Origin of the sequence: Allobosea sp. (assembly GCF_017308075.1) — a bacterium.
Classification (GTDB): domain Bacteria; phylum Pseudomonadota; class Alphaproteobacteria; order Rhizobiales; family Beijerinckiaceae; genus Allobosea.
Map to the genome: position 1 here is coordinate 22,393 of NZ_JAFKFX010000040.1, position 19,261 is coordinate 41,653.

The 19,261-nt window shown below is 68.6% G+C and carries 18 protein-coding genes; 12 read left to right on the plus strand and 6 right to left on the minus strand.

The features are described 5' to 3' along the window. Positions 1-87 precede the first annotated feature (87 nt). On the plus strand, positions 88-1,695 hold the full coding sequence (locus J0J10_RS20820) for a carboxyl transferase domain-containing protein (protein WP_291648829.1): 1,608 nt from the start codon (positions 88-90) through the stop codon (positions 1,693-1,695). Between the two features lie 51 nt (positions 1,696-1,746). Here the strand turns inward: J0J10_RS20820 and J0J10_RS20825 are convergent, their stop codons facing one another. Both J0J10_RS20825 and J0J10_RS20830 read right to left on the minus strand, forming a co-directional pair. Continuing rightward, on the minus strand, positions 1,747-2,712 hold the full coding sequence (locus tag J0J10_RS20825; protein WP_291648832.1) for a tripartite tricarboxylate transporter substrate binding protein: 966 nt from the start codon (positions 2,710-2,712) through the stop codon (positions 1,747-1,749). A gap of 362 nt (positions 2,713-3,074) precedes the next feature. Further along, positions 3,075-4,160, minus strand: a complete 1,086-nt coding sequence (locus J0J10_RS20830; protein WP_291648834.1) for a Kelch repeat-containing protein — start codon at positions 4,158-4,160, stop codon at positions 3,075-3,077. 157 nt (positions 4,161-4,317) lie between these two features. Here J0J10_RS20830 and J0J10_RS20835 point away from each other — a divergent pair, with 157 nt between their 5' ends. The 5 genes from J0J10_RS20835 to J0J10_RS20855 all read left to right on the plus strand — a co-directional run bounded on the left by J0J10_RS20835 (position 4,318) and on the right by J0J10_RS20855 (position 10,528). Continuing rightward, positions 4,318-5,079 (plus strand): SDR family oxidoreductase, encoded by a 762-nt coding sequence (locus J0J10_RS20835; RefSeq protein ID WP_291648835.1) that lies wholly within the window; start codon positions 4,318-4,320, stop codon positions 5,077-5,079. A 111-nt stretch (positions 5,080-5,190) separates the two neighbouring features. Then, entirely contained in the window at positions 5,191-5,907 is a 717-nt protein-coding gene (locus tag J0J10_RS20840; RefSeq protein ID WP_291648837.1) for a cation efflux transmembrane domain-containing protein, read from the plus strand. 167 nt (positions 5,908-6,074) lie between these two features. Then, the gene (locus J0J10_RS20845) at positions 6,075-7,010 is read left to right on the plus strand and encodes a sulfurtransferase (RefSeq protein ID WP_291648839.1); all 936 of its coding nucleotides are present in this window, start codon (positions 6,075-6,077) and stop codon (positions 7,008-7,010) included. Positions 7,011-7,029: 19 nt separating this feature from the next. Further along, positions 7,030-8,283 (plus strand): YeeE/YedE family protein, encoded by a 1,254-nt coding sequence (locus tag J0J10_RS20850; RefSeq protein ID WP_291648841.1) that lies wholly within the window; start codon positions 7,030-7,032, stop codon positions 8,281-8,283. 259 nt (positions 8,284-8,542) lie between these two features. Continuing rightward, positions 8,543-10,528 carry an acetyl/propionyl/methylcrotonyl-CoA carboxylase subunit alpha gene (locus J0J10_RS20855; protein ID WP_291648843.1) on the plus strand — a complete coding sequence of 662 codons (1,986 nt, stop codon included), beginning with the start codon at positions 8,543-8,545 and terminating at the stop codon, positions 10,526-10,528. A 233-nt stretch (positions 10,529-10,761) separates the two neighbouring features. Here the strand turns inward: J0J10_RS20855 and J0J10_RS20860 are convergent, their stop codons facing one another. Further along, entirely contained in the window at positions 10,762-11,607 is an 846-nt protein-coding gene (locus J0J10_RS20860) for an aminoglycoside phosphotransferase family protein (RefSeq protein ID WP_291648846.1), read from the minus strand. A gap of 3 nt (positions 11,608-11,610) precedes the next feature. Beyond that, positions 11,611-12,393: an SDR family oxidoreductase gene (locus J0J10_RS20865; protein WP_291648848.1), complete on the minus strand. Its 783-nt coding sequence runs from the start codon at positions 12,391-12,393 to the stop codon at positions 11,611-11,613. Between the two features lie 205 nt (positions 12,394-12,598). Between J0J10_RS20865 and J0J10_RS20870 the strand changes: the two genes are divergently transcribed. Together J0J10_RS20870 and J0J10_RS20875 are read left to right on the plus strand one after the other, a co-directional pair. After that, positions 12,599-13,036 (plus strand): DUF1489 family protein, encoded by a 438-nt coding sequence (locus J0J10_RS20870; RefSeq protein ID WP_291639285.1) that lies wholly within the window; start codon positions 12,599-12,601, stop codon positions 13,034-13,036. A 145-nt stretch (positions 13,037-13,181) separates the two neighbouring features. After that, positions 13,182-13,661 carry a hypothetical protein gene (locus tag J0J10_RS20875; protein ID WP_452115938.1) on the plus strand — a complete coding sequence of 160 codons (480 nt, stop codon included), beginning with the start codon at positions 13,182-13,184 and terminating at the stop codon, positions 13,659-13,661. Between the two features lie 52 nt (positions 13,662-13,713). On the opposite strand, the gene panC is transcribed toward J0J10_RS20875, so the two are convergent. After that, the gene (gene panC, locus J0J10_RS20880; protein WP_291648850.1) at positions 13,714-14,562 is read right to left on the minus strand and encodes a pantoate--beta-alanine ligase; all 849 of its coding nucleotides are present in this window, start codon (positions 14,560-14,562) and stop codon (positions 13,714-13,716) included. Between the two features lie 200 nt (positions 14,563-14,762). On the opposite strand from panC, the gene J0J10_RS20885 reads away from it, so the two are divergent. Together J0J10_RS20885 and J0J10_RS20890 are read left to right on the plus strand one after the other, a co-directional pair. Continuing rightward, positions 14,763-15,512, plus strand: coding sequence for a VWA domain-containing protein (locus tag J0J10_RS20885; RefSeq protein ID WP_291648852.1), 750 nt, complete (start codon positions 14,763-14,765; stop codon positions 15,510-15,512). Next, on the plus strand, positions 15,509-16,237 hold the full coding sequence (locus J0J10_RS20890; protein ID WP_291648854.1) for a J domain-containing protein: 729 nt from the start codon (positions 15,509-15,511) through the stop codon (positions 16,235-16,237). The genes J0J10_RS20885 and J0J10_RS20890 overlap by 4 nt, the downstream gene beginning before the upstream one ends. A gap of 18 nt (positions 16,238-16,255) precedes the next feature. On the opposite strand, the gene J0J10_RS20895 is transcribed toward J0J10_RS20890, so the two are convergent. Beyond that, positions 16,256-17,920 (minus strand): SPOR domain-containing protein, encoded by a 1,665-nt coding sequence (locus J0J10_RS20895; protein ID WP_291648856.1) that lies wholly within the window; start codon positions 17,918-17,920, stop codon positions 16,256-16,258. Between the two features lie 327 nt (positions 17,921-18,247). On the opposite strand from J0J10_RS20895, the gene J0J10_RS20900 reads away from it, so the two are divergent. Further along, the gene (locus tag J0J10_RS20900) at positions 18,248-18,592 is read left to right on the plus strand and encodes a phasin family protein (protein WP_291639296.1); all 345 of its coding nucleotides are present in this window, start codon (positions 18,248-18,250) and stop codon (positions 18,590-18,592) included. A 217-nt stretch (positions 18,593-18,809) separates the two neighbouring features. Next, entirely contained in the window at positions 18,810-19,226 is a 417-nt protein-coding gene (clpS, locus tag J0J10_RS20905) for an ATP-dependent Clp protease adapter ClpS (RefSeq protein WP_291648976.1), read from the plus strand. Positions 19,227-19,261: the final 35 nt, after the last annotated feature.

The window sequence follows — 19,261 nt, forward strand, 5'->3', positions numbered from 1 at the left end:
CACGGCGCATCTGGGCGCGGGCGCCGGTTGGCGTTTTTCGCGCGCCGCGCCATAACCCCGAGGAGAGATTTCGCCAGGGAGCGCGTCGTGCCGGTCATCGAGAGCAAGGTCGACCTGAATTCGGCCGAGACGCGCGCCAATGCCGAGGCCTGGGCCGCGCTGCGCGGCGAGCTGCAGGAGCGGCGCGCTACCGCAGCCCTCGGCGGCAATGCCCGCTCGCGCGAGCGCCATACCGCGCGCGGCAAGCTGCTGCCGCGGGAGCGCGTGCTGCGCCTGCTCGATCCGGGCTCGGCTTTCCTCGAGATCGGCTCGCTCGCCGCCTATGACATGTATGAGAAGGATGTGCATGGCGCCGGCATGATTGCCGGCATCGGCCGTGTCGCCGGCCGCGAAGCGATGGTGGTCTGCAATGACGCCACCATCAAGGGCGGCACCTATTATCCGATGACGGTGAAGAAGCATCTGCGGGCGCAGGAGATCGCGCGCGAGAACAACCTGCCCTGCATCTACCTCGTCGATTCCGGCGGCGCCAACCTGCCGCACCAGACCGAGGTCTTCCCGGACCGCGAGCATTTCGGACGAATCTTCTACAATCAGGCGACATTGTCCGGGCTCGGCATCCCGCAGATCGCGGTGGTGATGGGCTCCTGCACCGCCGGCGGCGCCTATGTCCCGGCGATGTCGGACGAGACGATCATCGTCAAGAACCAGGGCACGATCTTCCTCGGCGGCCCGCCGCTGGTGAAGGCGGCGACCGGCGAGGTCGTTTCGGCCGAGGATCTCGGCGGCGCCGACGTCCATGCCCGGCTTTCCGGTGTCGCCGACCATTATGCCGGCGACGACACCCATGCGCTGGCGATCGCCCGGCGCATCGCCGGCAATTTCAACAGCGTCAAGCGCCCGGACATCGACATCGCCGAGAGCGTCGAGCCGCTCTATGCGGCGGACGAGCTCGAAGCGGTCGTCCCGACCGACCTGAAGAAGCAGTACGATATCCGCGAGGTCATCGCCCGGCTGGTCGACGGTTCGGAGTTCGACGAGTTCAAGCGCCTCTACGGCACGACGCTTGTCACCGGTTTTGCCCGCATCCACGGCATCCCGGTCGGCATCATCGGCAATAACGGCATCCTGTTCTCGGAGAGCGCGCTGAAGGGCGCGCATTTCATCGAGCTGTGCTGCCAGCGCCGGATTCCGTTGCTCTTCCTGCAGAACATCACCGGCTTCATGGTCGGGCGCGATTTCGAGACGCGCGGCATCGCGAAGGACGGCGCCAAGCTCGTCACCGCCGTCGCCTCGGCAAGGGTGCCGAAGATCACCGTGCTGGTCGGCGGCTCGTTCGGCGCCGGCAATTACGGCATGTGCGGGCGGGCCTATTCGCCGCGCTTCCTGTTCTCATGGCCGAACTCGAAGATCTCGGTGATGGGCGGCGAGCAAGCGGCGAGCGTGCTCGCGACGGTGCGCGGCGACAATCTCGAGGCGGCCGGCAAGCCCTGGACTGCCGAGCAGGCCGAGGCCTTCAAGGCGCCGATCCGCGACCAGTTCGAGGCCGAAGGCTCGCCCTATTACGCGACGGCCCGGCTCTGGGACGACGGCATCATCCTGCCCTCGGAGACGCGCCGGGTGCTGGCGCTCGCCTTCTCGGCCTGTCTCAACGCCGAGATCCCCGAGACCCGCTTCGGCGTCTTCAGGATGTGAAAAAGGCGCGGCAGTTTCCCGCCGCGCCTTCGGTGCCGCGGAATCCGGGGCTTAGTTCTTGGCGAGTCCGAGTTCCTTCAGCACGGCGTTGCCGCGTTCGCCGAAGGTCTTCACATAGGCCTGGAGCTCGGCCGGCGTGTCCCAGACCGGGGTGATGCCGCGATCGGCCATGCCCTTGCGGACGTCCTCGCGCTTCATCGTGCGCTCGGCCGCCTCGTAGAGGATCTTGCGCCGATCAGCCGGGACGCCCTTCGGTGCGGCGATGGCGAACCAGTTCTGATAGGTCCAGTCGAGACCGGCCTCCTTGGCGCTGGGCACGTCCGGGAAGTTCGGGTGCCGCTCCTCGGTCATCAGCAGGATGGTGCGCACGCGCCCGCCATCCAGCATCGCCTTGGCCTCGATCGGCGAGCCGGTGAAGGCGCTGATGCCGCCGGCCGCGAGGTCCTGCAGGGCAGGTGCGCCGCCATTGCTCGGCACCCAGCGGATCTGATCGGCCGGCAGGCCCGCTGCCTTCATCAGCCCGCCGGCGGCAACATGCCAGGAGCCGCCCATGCCTGTGCCCGAGGAGGTGAAGGTGCCCTTCGGGCTCTCCTTCACCGCCTTGATGAAGTCGGCGATCGTCTTGTAGGGCGAATCCATCTTCACCGTCACGCCAGCCGGAATCAGCGAGACGCGCGAGAACATGTCGATGCTCTCCGGCGTCAGGTCGCCGAGGCCGAGCGTCTTGAAGAAGGAGATTTCGGGGCTGGCGCCGCCGATGGTGTAGCCGTCAGCGGTCGCCGTCGCGATGGCAGTGTGGCCGGTGACGCCGCCGCCGCCGGTGCGGTTGATGACGGTGACCGGCTGCTTCAGCTCGGCCTCGAGCCCGTTGGCGAAGATCCGCATCACCGCATCCATGCCGCCGCCGGCTGCCCACGGCACGATCAACTGCACCGGGCGGTCCGGAAAGGCGAAAGCCGGGCCGGCGGCGAGCGCCAGCGTTGCCATGGCCAAAGCGGCCCTGCGGAAATTCTTCATGGTCGACCTCCCGTATGTGGCGATAATTCTTGTATGCAATTTCTAGAACGGTCGCGCCTTGTCGACAAGTCGGTATGCGGAATTTTGTATGCAACGTAGGGACGACCAACGCGTGCCGGGTCGAGTCGAGGCGTTGCGGCATCGAGAGGTCGGGGCGAGCCTGCCATCGCCGCGCAAGCACCGCGCCCCGCGACATGGGCAGGGCTTGCTTGGTGGAAAGCAGTCCAGATGGCGAAAGCCCGCTCCGGAGCGGACGTTCGCGGGCACATCTCAGCGCCTGCCGGCTCCCGCGGTCGGAGCTTGTCAGGCGGTCAGCCTGCCGGAACGCTTGCGGGGGCGGCCAAGGGGCGCTGCCGGTGTTCTCAGCCCAGCCTGAACGCCTCGTGGATTGCGCTCTGGACGCCGCCGCCCATGATCGGGCCGCCGCCGGCGACATGGATCGCGTCGCCGACCAGGGCGGCACCGAGGCCGTGGCGCGGGGTCAGCATCGGGGCGTACTGCTCCCAGCCGTCGCTGGCGGGATCATAGGCCTCCATCTGGCCGAAGACGCGGTTGGTGCCTTCGCCGCCCATCACGAAGACTTTTCCGCGATAGAGCACGGCGCCGTGCCCGGAACGGGCGGTGGGCAGCGGGTTGCGCGGCGCCCATTTGTCGGTCGCCGGGTCATAGGCGTGATGCAGGTTCGAATTGGTGTGGAAGCTATCGACCCGCCCGCCGATGACATGGATCAGCTCGCCGATGGCCAGCGTGCCGGTGTGGTCGCGCGCCGTCGGCATCGGCGTACGCTCGCTCCATTTGTCGGACTTGGGATCGTAGACGCGGTGCCAGTTGACCGAGGTCTTGGTGTCGGTGCTGTCACCGATCGCCCCTCCGATCGAGTGCAGCAGGCCACCTAAGCCCACGATGGCGGCCGAGCCGACCGGGCGGGGCAGGGGCGCGATCTCGGCCCATTTGTCGCTCTTCGGATCGTAGACGAAGCAGCGCGGATGCGGCTTGCGGTTCTGCTCGAGGAAGCCGCCGATGGCGTAGAGCTTGCCATCGAGAAAGGCGACGCCGACATGGTTGGCGCCCTGCGGCAGAGGCGCGCCGTCGCTCCATTTGTCGGCCTTGGGATCGTAGACGTGGTGATAGGGCCGGTCGGTGCGCTGCTCGCCATAGCCGCCGACGATATGCATGCGCTCGTCATGCGCCGCCGCCCAGGCCATTTCCGAACGGGGCAGCGGCAGCAAGGCCCTGGCGCTCCAGCGGCCGGGATCGGCGGCTTTCGGCGCGGGGGAATCGAATACGTTCTGCGAGTCCGCCAGGGCCGGCTTCGGAATGCGTCCGGGCTGGTTCAGCCGCTCGTAATGGCCACCATGATGCTCATGGCCGGGTTGCTGGGCCAGCGCCGGCGCGGCAAGGCTCGCGGCTCCGGCTGCGATGAAACCGCGGCGGCTCAGGCTGGTCATGGCGCTTCCTCCCTCGCTAGAAGAGTAAGGCAGACGTTGCGTCAGGCAAGTGAGAGGGCGGAGCCGGTCTGCTGGAAAAGCAGTTCCGCATACTGCATACGCTGCTATGGTCCTGCCGCCTGAAACGGTTGAAAACACGGGAAACGCGAGGATACGCATGTCTGGGCACAACAAGGTCGCCATCATCACCGGTGCCGGTTCTGGCGTCGGCCGGGCCGTCGCAATCGCCTTCCTGAAGGACGGCTACCGTACGGTGCTCGCCGGGCGCCGCACTGAGGCGCTGGAGGAGACGATCAAGCTCTCGGGCGTCGATGCCGCCCAGGCGCTGGCTGTGCCGACCGACGTGACCAACCAGGATTCGGTCAAGGCGCTGTTCGCCAGGACCAAGGAGAAGTTCGGACGGCTCGACGTGCTGTTCAACAACGCCGGCGTCAACGCGCCGGGCGGCATCATGCTCGAGGATCTGTCGCTCGAGGACTGGCAGAAGGTGGTCGACACCAACCTGACCGGGCCGTTCCTGTGCACGCAGGAAGCCTTCAAGCTGATGAAGGACCAGCAGCCGCAGGGCGGCCGCATCATCAATAACGGCTCGATCTCGGCCCATGCGCCGCGGCCAAACTCGGTCGCCTACACCGCGACCAAGCACGCCATCACCGGCCTGACCAAGACCTCGTCGCTCGATGGGCGCAAATACGACATCGCGGTCGGCCAGGTCGATATCGGCAATGCGCTCACCGAGATGGCGCAGCGCATGACGACCGGCGTGCCGCAGGCCGACGGCTCGATCAAGGTCGAGGCGGTGATGGATGTCGGCCACGTCGCCTCGACGGTTCTGCACATGGCAAGCCTGCCGCTCGAGGCCAATGTGCTCACCGTCACGGTGATGGCGACCAAGGCCCCCTTCGTCGGCCGCGGCTGAGGCTGCTTGACCGATCCGCTGTCGTCATGGTCGGCCTCGTGCCGACCATCCACGTCTTGCGACGGGCGGATTTTCCGCGACACTGGGCGAGGCGGCTCTGGAGCGCCTCGCATGTCGGCTTTCGATGGGCTTCGACGGCCTGAAGACGTGGATGCCCGGGACAAGCCCGGGCATGACGGGGAAGGCACTCGCAATCAGGGCGAGCCCGGCCATGCCGCCCCCGTGGCTCCCAGTGTGGAGCGGGCCTATCGGCTGACGATCTGGGCGATCGCGCTCGGCATCCTGATCTTCGCGGCCCTCGTCGTCGCCTGGGCGCTCGCCATCGGCAATAGTCAGCTCCTCAAGGACGGCGTCGACTGGGTCTACGACGTCGCGCTCTACGGCATCGCGGCGCTGGTCTTCGGCCGTGACGGGCGGGCGGAGAAGCTCGCGGCGCTCGGCATCGGCGCGGTGATGGCGGTCGCCGGGCTGCACACGCTCTACGATCTCTGGGACAAGATTCTGCGGCCGCGGCCGATCGAGCTCTTCACGCTCGGCTTCTCGGCGGGAAGCGCGATCCTGATCGCCTATCTGATCGTGCTCGCGCTCTGGCGCTTCCGGCGCGAACCCAACCCGGTGATCAAGGCGACCTGGCTTTCGAGCCGCAACGACACGATCTCGACCACCGGCTTTGCGCTGGTCGGGCTTGCGGCAAGGCTCGCGCCGGTGCGCTGGCCGGAATACCTGCTCGACCTCGTCGTCGCCGGCCTCTGCTTCCAGGCGAGCTGGGCGATCTGGCGCTCGGTCAAGGCAACGGCCTCGGGGGCGAAAACGGCTGCGAAAGAATAATCTTCTATCGCTACCAAGGTCGTACGACTGGCTTCTTCCGCCTTGATAGCAAACAAAAAAATCCTGTCCGGCTTCTCTTGGGCGGGGTGTGGCGAAATCATGACGGCTCCGAATTTCAAGCCGACCCAGCCCGCGAAAACCGGCCGGTCGGCAGCAAGGAGCCGAGAATGTCCGTGATATCCCTTCTTCGCCGCGGCGCCCTGGCGCTGGCTGCGGGCCTGCTGGCCAGCACTGCCGCCTTCGCCCAGTCGGGGCCGCTGGTCACCACCGAATGGCTCGAAAAGAACCTCAGCGATCCCAAGGTCCGCATCGTCGAGGTCAGCGTCGAGCCGGGCGTCTATGAGCGCGGCCATATCCCGGGCGCCCAGAACGTCGTCTGGCACACCGATCTCGTCGAGACCGTCTCGCGCGACATTGCGAGCCCGGAGAAGTTCCAGGCGCTCGCCCGCAAGCTCGGCGTCGACAAGGACACGACCGTCGTCCTCTACGGCGACAGCAACAACTGGTTCGCCGCCTGGGGCGCCTGGGTGTTCGACATTTACGGCCTGCGCGACAATGTGAAACTGCTCGATGGCGGCCGCAAGAAGTGGGAGCTGGAGAAGCGCCCGGTCGCGACCAACCCCGTCGCAGTCAAGGCCTCGGCCTTCACCGTCGCCGAGCCGAACCGCAAGCTGCGCGCGCGCCTGACCGACGTCGTCGCCACCGTCGAGAAGAAGTCGGACGCCCGCATCCTCGACATCCGCTCGCCCGACGAGTTCTCCGGCAAGATCATCGCGCCGGCCGGCTTCCAGGAGCTGGCGCTGCGCGCCGGCCATATCCCTGGCTCGGTCAACGTCGCCTGGGCCCGCGCGGTCAACCAGGCCGACGGCACGATCAAGCCGGTCGAGGAGCTGAAGAAGCTCTATGCCGAGGCCGGCATCGACGGCTCGAAGCCGGTGATCACCACCTGCCGCATCGGCGAGCGCTCGAGCCATACCTGGTTCATCCTCTCGCGCGTGCTCGGCTACCAGGTCGCCAATTATGACGGCTCGTGGACCGAATACGGCAATGTGGTCGGCCTGCCGATCAGCAACCCGGCCGGCACGGTCTGGACCGGCAAGTAAGCGGCGGCGCTCCAGAGCCATGAGCATTTCCGACGATGGCGGCGCGCTCGACTATGAGCAGGCGCGCCGGCAGAGCGGGGCGGTGGAGGCGAGTACGCTTCCGCCGCTGCGCCTTTTCATTGCGGCCGCCGTCCTGATCGGCCTCGCTGCGGCAGTCCAGCTCGTCGGCCGCCATGCCGAGCCGGCGGCGCAGCTCCAGCTCTCGTTGATCCTCGGCGTCGCCTTCGGCTTCGTGCTGCAGCGCTCGCGTTTCTGCTTCTTCTGCATCTGGAAGGACTGGCTCGACAGGCGCGATTCGCAGGGGCTGCTCGGCATCCTCGCGGCGCTCGGCGTCGGGCTCGTCGGCTACACGCTGATCTATGGCGCCTGGCTGCCCGATCCGTCGGGGACGCGCCTGCCGCCGACGGCCCACATCGGCCCGGTCGGCCCGGCGCTGCTGCTGGCGGGCCTGGCCTTCGGTGCCGGTATGGCGATCTCCGGCTCCTGCATCAGCGCTCATCTCTACCGGCTCGGGGAGGGCTCGCCGACCTCGCCCTTCGCGCTGATCGGTGCGGTCGGCGGCTTCATCCTCGGCTTCCTGAGCTGGAACCCGCTCTATCTCGGCACGATCTCGGAATCGCCGGTGCTCTGGCTGCCGCGTCAGCTCGGCTATGGCGGCGCGCTGATCGCCGGGCTCTTCGTGCTCGGGGGGCTTGCCTATTGGCTGCTGCGCACCGGCCGGCGCGCCGCAGGCCCGGACGCGCCAGCTGCCGCTGCCGATCCGCTGGCCGCGATCTTCCTGCGGCGCTGGCCGTCCTGGCTCGGCGGGCTCTTCGTCGGGCTGATCGGCATCGCCGCCTATCTGCGCCTCTCGCCGCTCGGCGTCACCGCCGAGATCGGCTCGCGCTCGCGCCAGCTTGCGACGCATTTCGAGCTGCTGCCGTCGCGCCTCGAAGGGCTCGACAGTTTTCGCGGCTGCGCCACCGCGATCCGCGACGCGCTGCTGACCCCGAACGGCCTGTTCATCGCCGGCATCGTCACCTCGGCTTTCGCGGCGGCGCTCGCCGCCGGCGAGTTCAAGCCGAAGCGTCCGGGTGGAGGCCATGTGCTGCGCGGGCTGATCGGCGGGGCGCTGCTCGGCTGGGGCACGGTGATTGGGCTCGGCTGCACGGTCGGCACGCTGCTCTCCGGCATTTCGGCGGGGGCGGTCTCGGGCTGGGTCTTCGGCATCGGGCTACTCGCCGGCACGACGCTGACGCTGAAGCTCGGGCGGCGGCTGGGGCTGCTGGCCTGAGGCTCGGCGTCATTCCGGGGCGCGCCGAAGGCGCGAGCCCGGAACCCATGAACACCACCTTCCAGAATGGGGCACGTCGAGGGCGGCGGTCTGCCTGGCTGCGCCGTGTCCATGGGTTCCGGGCTCTTCGCTGTGCGAAGCCCCGGAATGACGAAGAGGTGCAAGCGCCCATCCGCACCCTGCGCAACATGGCGCAGACAAGGGCCGCGGCTGGGCTATAACGGGGCATCGGTTCGAGGATGTCCCCGAGGAAGCTTGTATGTCGATTGCCGCCAAACTGCCCTCCATCCTGATCGCCAATCGCGGCGAGATCGCCTGCCGGGTGATCCGCACCGCCAGGCGGCTCGGCCTGCGCACCATCGCCGTCTATTCGGACGCCGATGCCGAGGCGCTGTTCGTCGAAATGGCCGACGAGGCCTACCGGATCGGCCCGGCGCCGGCCCGCGAGAGCTATCTCGATGCCGACAAGATACTCGCGGTGGCGAAGCAGGCCGGCGCGGCCTGCATCCATCCGGGCTATGGCTTCCTCTCCGAGAACGCCGACTTCGCCGATGCCTGTGCCGCCGCCGGCATCGTCTTCGTCGGCCCGCCGGCCTCGGCGATCCGGGCCATGGGTCTGAAGGACGCCGCCAAGGCGCTGGTCGAGAAGGCCAATGTCCCGGTCGTGCCGGGCTATCACGGTGCCGAGCAGGGCGTCGATTTTCTCAGCAAGGAGGCCGAGCGCATCGGCTATCCCGTGCTGATCAAGGCGGTCGCCGGCGGCGGCGGCAAGGGCATGAAGAAGGTCGACCGGGCGGAGGACTTCGCCGATGCGCTCGCCAGCGCCCAGCGCGAGGGCAAGAACGCCTTCGGCGATGCGCGCGTGCTGGTCGAGAAATACGTGCTCTCGCCGCGCCATGTCGAAATCCAGGTGTTCGGCGACAGCCATGGCAATGTCGTCCACCTCTACGAGCGCGACTGCTCGCTGCAGCGCCGCCACCAGAAAGTCATCGAGGAAGCCCCTGCGCCGGGCATGACGCCTGAGGTGCGCGCCGCTATGGGCAAGGCGGCGACCGAGGCGGCGCGCGCGGTCGGCTATGTCGGGGCCGGTACGGTCGAGTTCATCGCCGATGGCCGCGAGGGGCTGAAGGCTGACCGCTTCTATTTCATGGAGATGAACACCCGTCTCCAGGTCGAGCATCCCGTCACCGAGGCGATCACAGGGCTCGATCTCGTCGAGCTCCAGCTCAAGGTCGCGGCCGGCGAGCCGCTCGGCTTCGCGCAGGAGGATGTCCGCGCCGAAGGGCACGCCGTCGAGGCGCGGCTCTATGCCGAGGACCCGGAGAAGGGCTTCCTGCCCTCGACCGGCAAGCTCTGGGCGCTGCAATTCCCTCAGAGTGAGGACATCCGCATCGACACCGGCGTCGAGGCCGGCGATTCCGTGACGCCGCATTACGATCCGATGATCGCCAAGGTGATCGCGCATGGCCGCACCCGCGACGAGGCGCTCGATCATCTTGCTTTCGCGCTCGGCGAGACCATCGTCGCCGGCCCGCGCACCAATCTCGCCTTCCTGAAGAAGCTGGCCGAGGCCGAGGGCTTCCGGAAGGGGCCGTTCGACACCGGCTTCATCGACCGCAACATCGCGGCGCTCGGGGCCGAGCCGCAGCCGCTCGACGCTGCCGCGGTCGCGGCTGCCGCCTTGCAGCTCGAGGAGGAGCGCCAGCTCGCCGGGCTCGAGGCCGCCGCCGTCCGGGCGGAAGGCGAGGCGCGCTCGCCCTGGCTCGACGCCGACGCCTTCTCGCTGATGCCGCGCCCGGCGCTCGGCCTGCCGCTGCTGGTCGATGGCGAGCGCATCGAGGCGAAGATCGAATGGAGCGGCGACGATGCCCGCGTCTCGCTGCCGGGCCATCCTTTGGCCGAGGGCGAGCATGAGGTGACGTTGGCGCGGGCCGAGGGCGGCACCTATCTCGCGCTGCACCGCGGCCGGCAGACGGCGGTTTCGCTGTTCGACCCGTTCAGTGTCGATCTCGATGCGGTCGGCGGCTCGGGCGGCGTGATCAAGGCGCCGATGCACGGCAAGCTGATCGCGCTCTTCGTTCGGGCGGGCGAGGCGGTCGTGAAGGGCCAGCGCCTCGCCATCGTCGAGGCGATGAAGATGGAACACATGCTGACCGCCCCGCGCGACGGCACCGTCACCGAACTCGGCGCCGAGCCGGGCGCGCAGGTGGCCGAGGGTGCGAAGGTCGTGGTGCTCGGGGAGTGAAGGGATCGCGATCACCAGGCGATCCCCCATCCGACGAAGAAGGCGCGGGGAACCCTCTCCTGTAAGGAGAGGGCAGGGTGAGGTGTAGGCTGTTTACCCAGTTCCGCGAGCCTTCTCCGCGCGGTCGGGTTCAGGCCAACGTTTCCGCTCCGAACACCTCACTCCTACCCCTCTCCTTCCAGGAGAGGGGATCCCGCGCCAATATGCTCGGCGCGGCGCGCGGAACGACGGTGCTAACCCGCATCCAGCGCCACGACCGCCCTTGCTGCCACGGCAAAATTGATCTCCGCCAGCGGGTCCTCATCGCCGAGGAACCAGGCGGCCGAGAGTCCGCACCAGGCCAGGATCCAATTCAGCAGGCGTTCGCGCTCCAGCCCGGATTTCGCCAGCACGATCTCCAGCCGGCGCTCGAAGCGGCCGGGCAGGGTGGCGACCGGCGGCTTGGGATCGGCGAGATCGGGGTCGCAAAACAGGATCGTGTATTCGAAGGCGCGGTCGCCGATAACGCATTTCGGGTCGATGGCGAGCCAGCCGCGCGCTCCGAAATTGAGGACATTGTCATGGTGCAGGTCGGCATGTAGCGGCAGGACCTCGCGCTGCGCCGCGAGCAGCTGCCGGGCTGCCGCAGCCGAGCGGGCGAGGATGCCGCCACGCTCCTGTGCCATCGGGAAGAGGTCGGCGAACCAGGTTTCGAGCGGGATCAGGCCTGACGGCTCCGGCCCGCGCGGCTTCTGCAGGGCGGCGATGGCGTCGCAGAGGATCACGGTCGCCGCGTCGTCGCCCTCCGCACCGCTGCGGGCCATGGCGGCGAGCGAGCGCGATCCGGTGGCGCGCTCGATCAGCATGGCATCGCCCGAGTCGGAGCAGGCGAGCAGGCGGGCGGCGCCGTCGCCATTCCAGTATTCCAGCGGCAGGTAGCCGAGGCGCTCGTCGGGCGCGTCCGGCAGCTTCAGCATCGCCGGCTCGTCGCCGCGCCGGACCGGCAGCAGGCGGCTGGAATGCGTGGTGATCGGCGCGCCATCGGGAACGAGTCCCCAGCGCGCCAGCCAGGGCGCGTATTCTGCGGACTGTACGGTCACCTCTCAGCTCATCTGCGAGCGGTTGCGGCCGATCAGCGGGTATTGCTCGGCCTCGTAGATCTGGCCGGAGACCGGGGCGCTGTCGTCCGAGAGCCAGAAGGCGGTATGGGCGGCGATCTCCTCGGGCTGCATCAGCCGGCCGGTCGGTGCGAACAGGGCGGAGACGTCCTTCTCCCAGCCGGGTTTGCGGCCATGACGCTGCTGCGTCGCGTCCTCATTGGCGGTGAAGGTCCAGCCGACATTGAGCTGATTGACGCGGATCCGCTCGCTGCCGAGCGCGTCGGCGAGATTGCGCGTCATGGTTGTCAGCGCGCCCTTGGACATCGAATAGACCGTGAGGTCGGACTGGCCGCAGAGCGCGTTGATCGATCCGACGGTGACGATGGCTCCGCCCGATTTCTGCAGGCGGAAGGCGCGGATCGCGGCCTCGGCGCAGAGCAGGGGCGCGCGGGTGTTGATGGCAAAGACATGGTCGAAGAAGGCCGCGGTGCTCTCGCCGATGACGCCGCGCGGATAGATGCCGGCATTGTTCACAAGCCCGTCGATGCGGCCGAAGGCCTTGCAGGTCGCGTCGACCAGCGCTTGGGCCGTCGCGGGCTCGGCAAGGTCGCCGGCGACCCCGTGGCAGCCGCTGCCGAGCTTGCTGCAGGCGGCCTTGACCTCATTCTCGTCGCGGCCATGGACCAGCACCCTGGCGCCTTCGGCGAGGAGCCGCCGCGCCATTGCCTGGCCGATTCCGGTCGAGGAACCGGTGACGAGAATGGCCTTGCCTGCGAGTCCTTGCATGTCTTGTCTCCGTTCGGGTCGCCGATCTTAGTAGCCTGCAGTCGCGGCGACGTCATGACCGCGAGGCCGCCTTGGCCGGCGGCCGGTACCTGCTCCGATCCCCGCGAGGACGAGCGAACATGCCGCACCCGTCAGGGCGGCCGGCTTGTGGGAAACGGGCCGCGGCCTCTGGCCGGACCGGGCCGAGGGGACTAGGTTGCCGGCCATGCCGCTTCATCTGCTCAAGCTCTGCGTCGGCGCCGAATCGATCAGCGATCTTGAGGAATGGATCGCCGAGCGGCAGGCGCAGCGCCGCGCCCGCGGCGAGCCGGCCGAACAGCTCCATACCACCCGCATGGTGCCGAAGCGGATCGAGGAGATCGTCTCCGGCGGCTCGCTCTACTGGGTGATCAAGGGCCAGCTCAGCGCCCGCCAGCGCCTGATCGATATCCGCCCCTTCACCGATGCCGAGGGTATCGGACGTTGCCATCTGGTGATGGAGCCGGTGGTCGTTCCGGTCGAGCCCCGGCCGTACCGGCCGTTCCAGGGCTGGCGCTATCTGCAGGACAAGGACGCGCCGCGCGACATCGACGGCCGCAGCGGCGATCTTGGCGCCATGCCCGAGCAGATGCGGCGCGAGCTGGCGGAACTCGGGCTGCTGTAGCGCGGGCCCCGCAGCCGCGCGATGCCGGGCATGCCGGCCGCGGCAGAGTACGGTATTTGACTCTCGCTGCGCGACTCAGGCGTTCTCGGGCCGGAGGCCGCCGAGGGCGGTACTCCGCGACGACAGCCTGGGGGAAACAACGATGATGCCGATCCGCTTTGCCGCTGCGGTCCTGGCCGCATGTGTCGCCATGCCGTTTCAGGGCCTGGCGGCGATGCCGCTCTCTTCCGCCGCTCCGCTTGTCTCGGCTGCGGCACCCGATCTCGTCGTCAAGACCAGCGGCGCGGTCGTCCGGAGCGGCGCTGCCGTCGGCCCGCGGGGCGGCGCTGTGGCGGGGCGCAGCTATGCTGCCCGCGGGCCGCAGGGCAATGTCGCCGTGGGCAGGAGCACCACGGTGGTGCGTCCGGGCCGCCGGCCGCCCGCCGCTGCGGGCGCGGTTTGGGTTCGCCCGACGAGCTACTGGTGGCATCCGGGCATGGCCGTCGTCTCCGGAGCGGCGATCGGCTTCGTCGCGGCCACGGCGGCCACGGCCTATGCGACCTCGCCGGCGCCGGCGCCAGGCTATTGCTGGTACTATACCAACCCCGAGCGCACCCAGGGCTTCTGGGACGTCTGTCCGCGCTGAGCGCTTCGCGCGGCGCCTCCCCGGCGAGGCGCCTGCCGGTCCCGGCCCGGTCTCACACCCCGATATTGTCGATCAGCCGCGTGCCGCCCAGCCTCGCCGCCACGAGGATCCGGATCGGGCCATCGGCGAGCGAGGTCACGGGGGCGAGCGTCTGCGCATGCCGCGCCTCGAGGTAATCGAGCTCGAAGCCGGCAGTGATGATCTCGCTCTGGGCCTCGCCGACGGCGCGGAACAGGTCGTCGCGGTTGCGCAGCCGTGCCGCCAGCGCCTGCATGACGCGGTGGAGCAGCGGCGCCAGCGCCCGCTCCTCGGAGGAGAGGTAGCGGTTGCGCGAGGACATGGCGAGGCCGTCGGGCTCGCGGAAGGTGGCGAGCGGCACGATCTCGATGCCGAGATCGAGATCGGCGGCCATGCGGGTCACCACCTTGAGCTGCTGGTAGTCCTTCTCACCGAAGACCGCGAAATCGGCCCGGCTCTGGGTGAAGAGCTTGCAGCAAACCGTTGCGACGCCTTCGAAATGGGTCGGCCGGAAGCGGTCGTCGAGGCCGACGGCCGCCGGTCCGAGCAGCAGGATGCGCGTCGCGAAGCCCGCTGGATACATCTCCTCGACCGGCGGGAAGAAGATCGCGTCGGCGCCGACCTCGGCGAGCTGCGCCCGGTCGCTCTCGAAAGTCCGCGGATACTTCTTGAAGTCCTCGTGCGGGGCGAACTGCGTCGGGTTGACGAAGATCGAAACGATGACGTGTTTCGCGTGCTTCTGCGCCTCGGCCACCAGCGCGATATGGCCCTGATGCAGCGCGCCCATGGTCGGCACGAGCGCGACCTTCTCGCCAGCGGCGTGCCATCCGGCTACCGCGGCGCGCATCGCCTTGACCGACTCGAAAACCGCGACCTGCCCCATGCCGTTTCTCCCGGGCAGTGTCCGCGAAGTAGGGTCACTTCCGCGCACCGAGATGCCCAATCCATTGCGTTGAGCGGCTTTCGACCGTCCGACCGAGGCTGGCCAAACGGAAGGCGCGCTGTCGGACGGGTAGCAAATGCCGGCGGCGCGGCCAATATCTTCGGAAGAGGCGAATCCCGGCGAGCGACTTGGCGAGGGACATGGCGAACGAAGACGGCAAGGCAGTAGGCAAGGCGAGGGAGACGCGACCGAGCGAGGGCGCGGCGCGCTCGAAGCCCGGCGAGATCGACCGCTTCCTCGGGGCGGCGAAGCAGCTCGCTCCGCTCGCGACCGGCCAGGCCGGCCGGCTGGTCTTCGCGCTCGACGCCACGATGAGCCGCCAGCCGAGCTGGGATCTCGCCTGCTCGCTGCAGGGCAGGATGTTCGAGGTCGCCGACAGGACCGGCGGCCTCGCGGTCCAGCTGGTCTATTTCCGCGGCCTTGCCGAATGCCGGGCCTCGGGCTGGATCGGCGAGCCGCGGCGCCTGACCGGTCTGATGAACGGTATCGCCTGCCAGGGCGGGCAGACCCAGATCGGCCGCGTGCTGGCCCATATCCGCGACGAGGAAAGGCGGGTTCCGATCCGCGCCTTCGTCTATGTCGGCGATGCGATGGAGGAGGAGGTCGACAGGCTCTGCGCGCTCGCCGGCGAGCTCGGCCTGCGCGGGGTACGCGGCTTCGTCTTCCAGGAAGGCTTCGACCCGGCGGCGAGCGCGGCCTTCGCCGAAATCGCGCGGCTGACCGGCGGGGCGCATGCGCGCTTCGACGTCAACGCCCCGAACTCGCTGCTCGAATTGCTGCGCGGTGCCGCGGCCTATGCCAGCGGCGGCCGCGAGGCGCTGCTGCGGCTGGCGGGCGCGAGCCCGGCCGCCCAAGGTTTGCTGACGGCGATGGAGGGCCGCAAATCGTGACGCTGCTCTACGGCATCGCAGCCGTCATCCTGGTCTGGTATTTTTCAAAGCTCTTCGCGGGTGCCGACCCGAAGAAACTGGTCAGGCTCGGCAAGGTCGTCGGCGGCACGGCGGCGCTCGCCGTGGCCGGGCTGATGATGCTGCGCGGGCGCCTCGACATGGCGATCTTCATGGGCGGCCTTGGCGCCTGGCTGTTCGGCTGGAGCGCCTATGGGCCGGGCGGGCTCAAAATGCCGGATTGGGCCAAGGACTGGGGCGGAACGAAATCCGCAGGCCGCTCCAAGGTCGCTTCGGTCCTGCTCGCCATGGAACTCGACCATGACAGCGGCGGCGTCACCGGAAAGGTGCAGGCCGGCGGTTTCGCCGGCCGCGATCTCGACGAACTCAATCTCGGCGAGCTCAGCGTGCTGATGCGCGAATGCCTCGCGACGGACCCGGACGGGGCCCGGCTGCTAGAGGCTTATCTCGACCGCCGGGCGCCCGGCTGGCGTGAAGACGCTGATCGACACCGAGACCCGGGGCAGGGCCGCGCGCCTGGCGCGGGCGCGATGACGGATCAGGAGGCCTACGAGATCCTGGGGCTTCAGCCGGGCGCGGGGGAGGAGGCGGTTCGCGAGGCCCATAGGGCTTTGATGAAACGCATCCATCCTGACGCCGGGGGTACCAGCGGCCTTGCCGCCCGCGTCAATCAGGCCAAGGATACCTTGCTGAAGAAACATGGCTGAGTTCCTTCTCTGGTCCGGTTAGCCGCGGGTCGCGAAGCAGGCGAAGCCGCCGCGCTTGAGCTGGGCGCAGGCCTTCTCGGCGTCCTTGGACTCCTCGAAGCCGGCGAAGCGAGCGCGATAGAGGGTGGTGCCGCGCGACTCGACCTTCTGGGTGAAGGGCGATGCGTCGGCGAGCGGGCCGGCAGCCTTGGCGCGGGCCCGGGCAAGGATGTCCCTGGCCTTCGATTCATCGTCGGTGGCGCCGAGCTGGATCACCCATTTCGAGGCCGGTGCGGCCTTTTCCACGGGGCGCGCGGCGGGCTTGGGCTCGCTCGCCTCGATCTTGCGCGGCTCGGGCTGGGCCAACGCGACCTGGGCGGCGGGCGCCGGCTCGGCGACCTTGGCGATCGAGGAGGTGGTGTCGACATTCGCCGGCGGGCGCAGGACCTTGCCATCGGCGGCCGGGGCGCCGATCGACCAGCGCATCGCGGACGGGGTCGTCGTGGCGCTGACCGGGCGCATGCCGGAAAGCTGCAGCGGCTGGCCGGCGCTGGCCGAGATCGTGCGCGGCGGCGCGATCGGGGTGGTGGTCGGCGTCGCGGCATAGGCGCGGGCGGCGGCGGGCAGTTCGGGCTCGATGCGCGGGCGCGGCACCGGCATCGGGGCGGGCTCGGGCGCCTGGGCGACGACAGCCTGCGCGGCGGCAGCCTGGGCGATAGCCGCCGGCCGGGCCGGCGGTTCCGGCGCGACGGCGGGCGCCGCGATGCGGGCGCGTTCCGGTTGCGGCTCGGGCGCTTCGGCGACCATCGGGGCGCTGCGGCCGCCGCTGGTGGCGCGGGGCAGGGCGGCGACCACGAGATCGGCCATCACCTTGTCGCGGGCGGCGCCGGAGCGGCCGCCGAGCACCACGGAGACGACATGGCGGCCATCGGCCTTGGCCGAGGTCATCAGGTTGAAGCCCGAGGCCCGGGTGTAGCCGGTCTTGATGCCGTCCACACCCTCGATGCGGCCGAGCAGCTTGTTGTGGTTGCGGTAGGCGCCGCCCGCATAGTTGAAGACGCGCGTTCCGAACATCGGATAGTAGCGCGGGAAGCGCTCCTGGATGGCGCGGGCGAGGATGGTCAGATCGCGCGCCGTCGTGATGTTCGGCGGATCATGCGGCAGGCCGTGGGCGTTGTAGAAGGTCGTGCGGCTCATGCCGAGCGAACGGGCGCGGGCGGTCATCATCCGCGCGAACTCGTCCTCGGAGCCGCCGACATTCTCGGCGACGGTGGTCGCGACGTCGTTGGCGGATTTCGTGATCAGGGCGAGGATCGCGTCCCGGACGGCGATCGTCTCGCCCGGCTCGAAGCCGATCTTCGACGGCGCCTCGCGGGCGGCGTTGGCCGAGACCTTGAGCGGGGAGTCCATGCTCAGCCGGCCGCGCTCGAGCTGCTCGAACAGCAGATAGAGCGTCATCACCTTGGTGATCGAGGCGGGGATGCGCGCCGCATCCTCGTTGACCGCGTGCAGGGTGCGGCCGCTCTTGGCGTCGACCACCATCGCGGCATAGGGCGGGGCGTAGCCGCCGCTGACCTGGCGCCGCTTCTTGCGGGCCGCCTCAGCGGGGGAAGCCGTCGCGACCAGGGTCACGGCAGCGACACTCACCAGACCGATGAACGCGAACCAGCGTCCGCGCCCGGTACCAACGCAACCAGAAGCCATGAAACCCGCCTCAACTCGACACTACAGCCCCCGCAGCGCCTGAAACTCGACGTGGCGGGAAGGACACACTCAGAGAGGTTAGAGCGATGCGGTTACGGAGGTGTTAAGCCTGCCGGCCGGTCCTCGGTATTGCTGCGAACCATTCCCTCGACGGGCTGGGCAGCTTTGCATTTGATGCATTGCAATGCGTTCTTGACTTTTATGTTGCGGTGCACAATATGAAGGCGGTCCCCGGTGATGAGCGTTTCATCCGACCTTGGGGCGAGGAACCTGGGCCGCAAGGCTCGCCAGCAAGAGGCGGCGTCCCCGAGGCGCTGTGGGAAAAACATGATCCAGCAGTTCGAGACCATCCAGAAGGCCTCCAAAGAGAACGTCGACGCCGCTCTGAAGTCGTTCGGCGCCACCTCGAAGGGCGTCCAGACGCTCGCCGTCGAGGCCACCGACTATGCCAAGAAGTCGTTCGAGGCCGGCACGGCCGCGATCGAGAAGCTCGCCGGCGTCAAGACGCTGGACAAGGCCATCGAGATCCAGAGCGACTACGTCAAGACCGCTTTCGAGGGCTATGTCGCCCAGGTCACCAAGATGGGCGAGCTCTTCTCGGCCATCGCCAAGGACGCCTACAAGCCGTTCGAAGGCATCGTCGCCAAGTCGGTTCCGACCCCGGCCAAGTGATCTGCACGGCATGAGCCGAAGGCCGGCATCGCGCCGGCCGCAGCAACGCGATCTACGAAAGCCCGGCCAAAGGCCGGGCTTTTTGCATGGCGGATACAGGTTGTGGGCGTTCGTGCGGAACGGGCTGGCGAAGCCGGCGCGACGCCTGTAAATTCTCGGGCGAAGCACTATCTTGGGGTCTAGCGCCGAAAGAGAACTCTTGAGCCAAGCAGCCATCATGCCGATCGAAACGGACCTTCCTGCCGGCACCCGCCCGGTGGAGCGCCTCGGCCGGATCGAGCCCCGGCTGGCGAGCAAGCCGCGCCCGCCGGCGATCCCGGTGGATGGTGGCCGGGACGGCAGCGGCACCGGCGCCGCGGTCCTGACCCGGACGCGCACCCGCAAGCCCAATCTCTACCGCGTCCTCATCCTCAACGACGATTACACGCCGATGGAATTCGTCGTGCATGTGCTGGAACGCTTCTTCAACAAGGACCGGGCCGAGGCGACGCGGATCATGATGCATGTCCACCAGAACGGCGTCGGCGAATGCGGCGTCTTCACCTACGAGGTCGCCGAGACCAAGGTGACGCTGGTGATGGATCTCGCCCGCAAGCACATGCATCCGCTGCAATGCGTGATGGAGAAGAAGTGATCTTGAACGCCACCATTTCCCGAGAACTGGATCAG

What these genes read in the sequence shown, in the direction of transcription:
- J0J10_RS20885 (WP_291648852.1), top strand. Translation starts at nt 14,763, where the DNA reads ATGGCGAACGAAGACGGCAAGGCAGTAGGCAAGGCGAGGGAGACGCGA.
- clpS (WP_291648976.1), top strand. Translation starts at nt 18,810, where the DNA reads ATGCCGATCGAAACGGACCTTCCTGCCGGCACCCGCCCGGTGGAGCGC.
- J0J10_RS20825 (WP_291648832.1), bottom strand. Translation starts at nt 2,712, where the DNA reads ATGAAGAATTTCCGCAGGGCCGCTTTGGCCATGGCAACGCTGGCGCTC.
- J0J10_RS20840 (WP_291648837.1), top strand. Translation starts at nt 5,191, where the DNA reads ATGTCGGCTTTCGATGGGCTTCGACGGCCTGAAGACGTGGATGCCCGG.
- J0J10_RS20900 (WP_291639296.1), top strand. Translation starts at nt 18,248, where the DNA reads ATGATCCAGCAGTTCGAGACCATCCAGAAGGCCTCCAAAGAGAACGTC.
- J0J10_RS20865 (WP_291648848.1), bottom strand. Translation starts at nt 12,393, where the DNA reads ATGCAAGGACTCGCAGGCAAGGCCATTCTCGTCACCGGTTCCTCGACC.
- panC (WP_291648850.1), bottom strand. Translation starts at nt 14,562, where the DNA reads ATGGGGCAGGTCGCGGTTTTCGAGTCGGTCAAGGCGATGCGCGCCGCG.
- J0J10_RS20850 (WP_291648841.1), top strand. Translation starts at nt 7,030, where the DNA reads ATGAGCATTTCCGACGATGGCGGCGCGCTCGACTATGAGCAGGCGCGC.
- J0J10_RS20845 (WP_291648839.1), top strand. Translation starts at nt 6,075, where the DNA reads ATGTCCGTGATATCCCTTCTTCGCCGCGGCGCCCTGGCGCTGGCTGCG.
- J0J10_RS20870 (WP_291639285.1), top strand. Translation starts at nt 12,599, where the DNA reads ATGCCGCTTCATCTGCTCAAGCTCTGCGTCGGCGCCGAATCGATCAGC.
- J0J10_RS20895 (WP_291648856.1), bottom strand. Translation starts at nt 17,920, where the DNA reads ATGGCTTCTGGTTGCGTTGGTACCGGGCGCGGACGCTGGTTCGCGTTC.
- J0J10_RS20830 (WP_291648834.1), bottom strand. Translation starts at nt 4,160, where the DNA reads ATGACCAGCCTGAGCCGCCGCGGTTTCATCGCAGCCGGAGCCGCGAGC.
- J0J10_RS20855 (WP_291648843.1), top strand. Translation starts at nt 8,543, where the DNA reads ATGTCGATTGCCGCCAAACTGCCCTCCATCCTGATCGCCAATCGCGGC.
- J0J10_RS20875 (WP_452115938.1), top strand. Translation starts at nt 13,182, where the DNA reads ATGCCGATCCGCTTTGCCGCTGCGGTCCTGGCCGCATGTGTCGCCATG.
- J0J10_RS20835 (WP_291648835.1), top strand. Translation starts at nt 4,318, where the DNA reads ATGTCTGGGCACAACAAGGTCGCCATCATCACCGGTGCCGGTTCTGGC.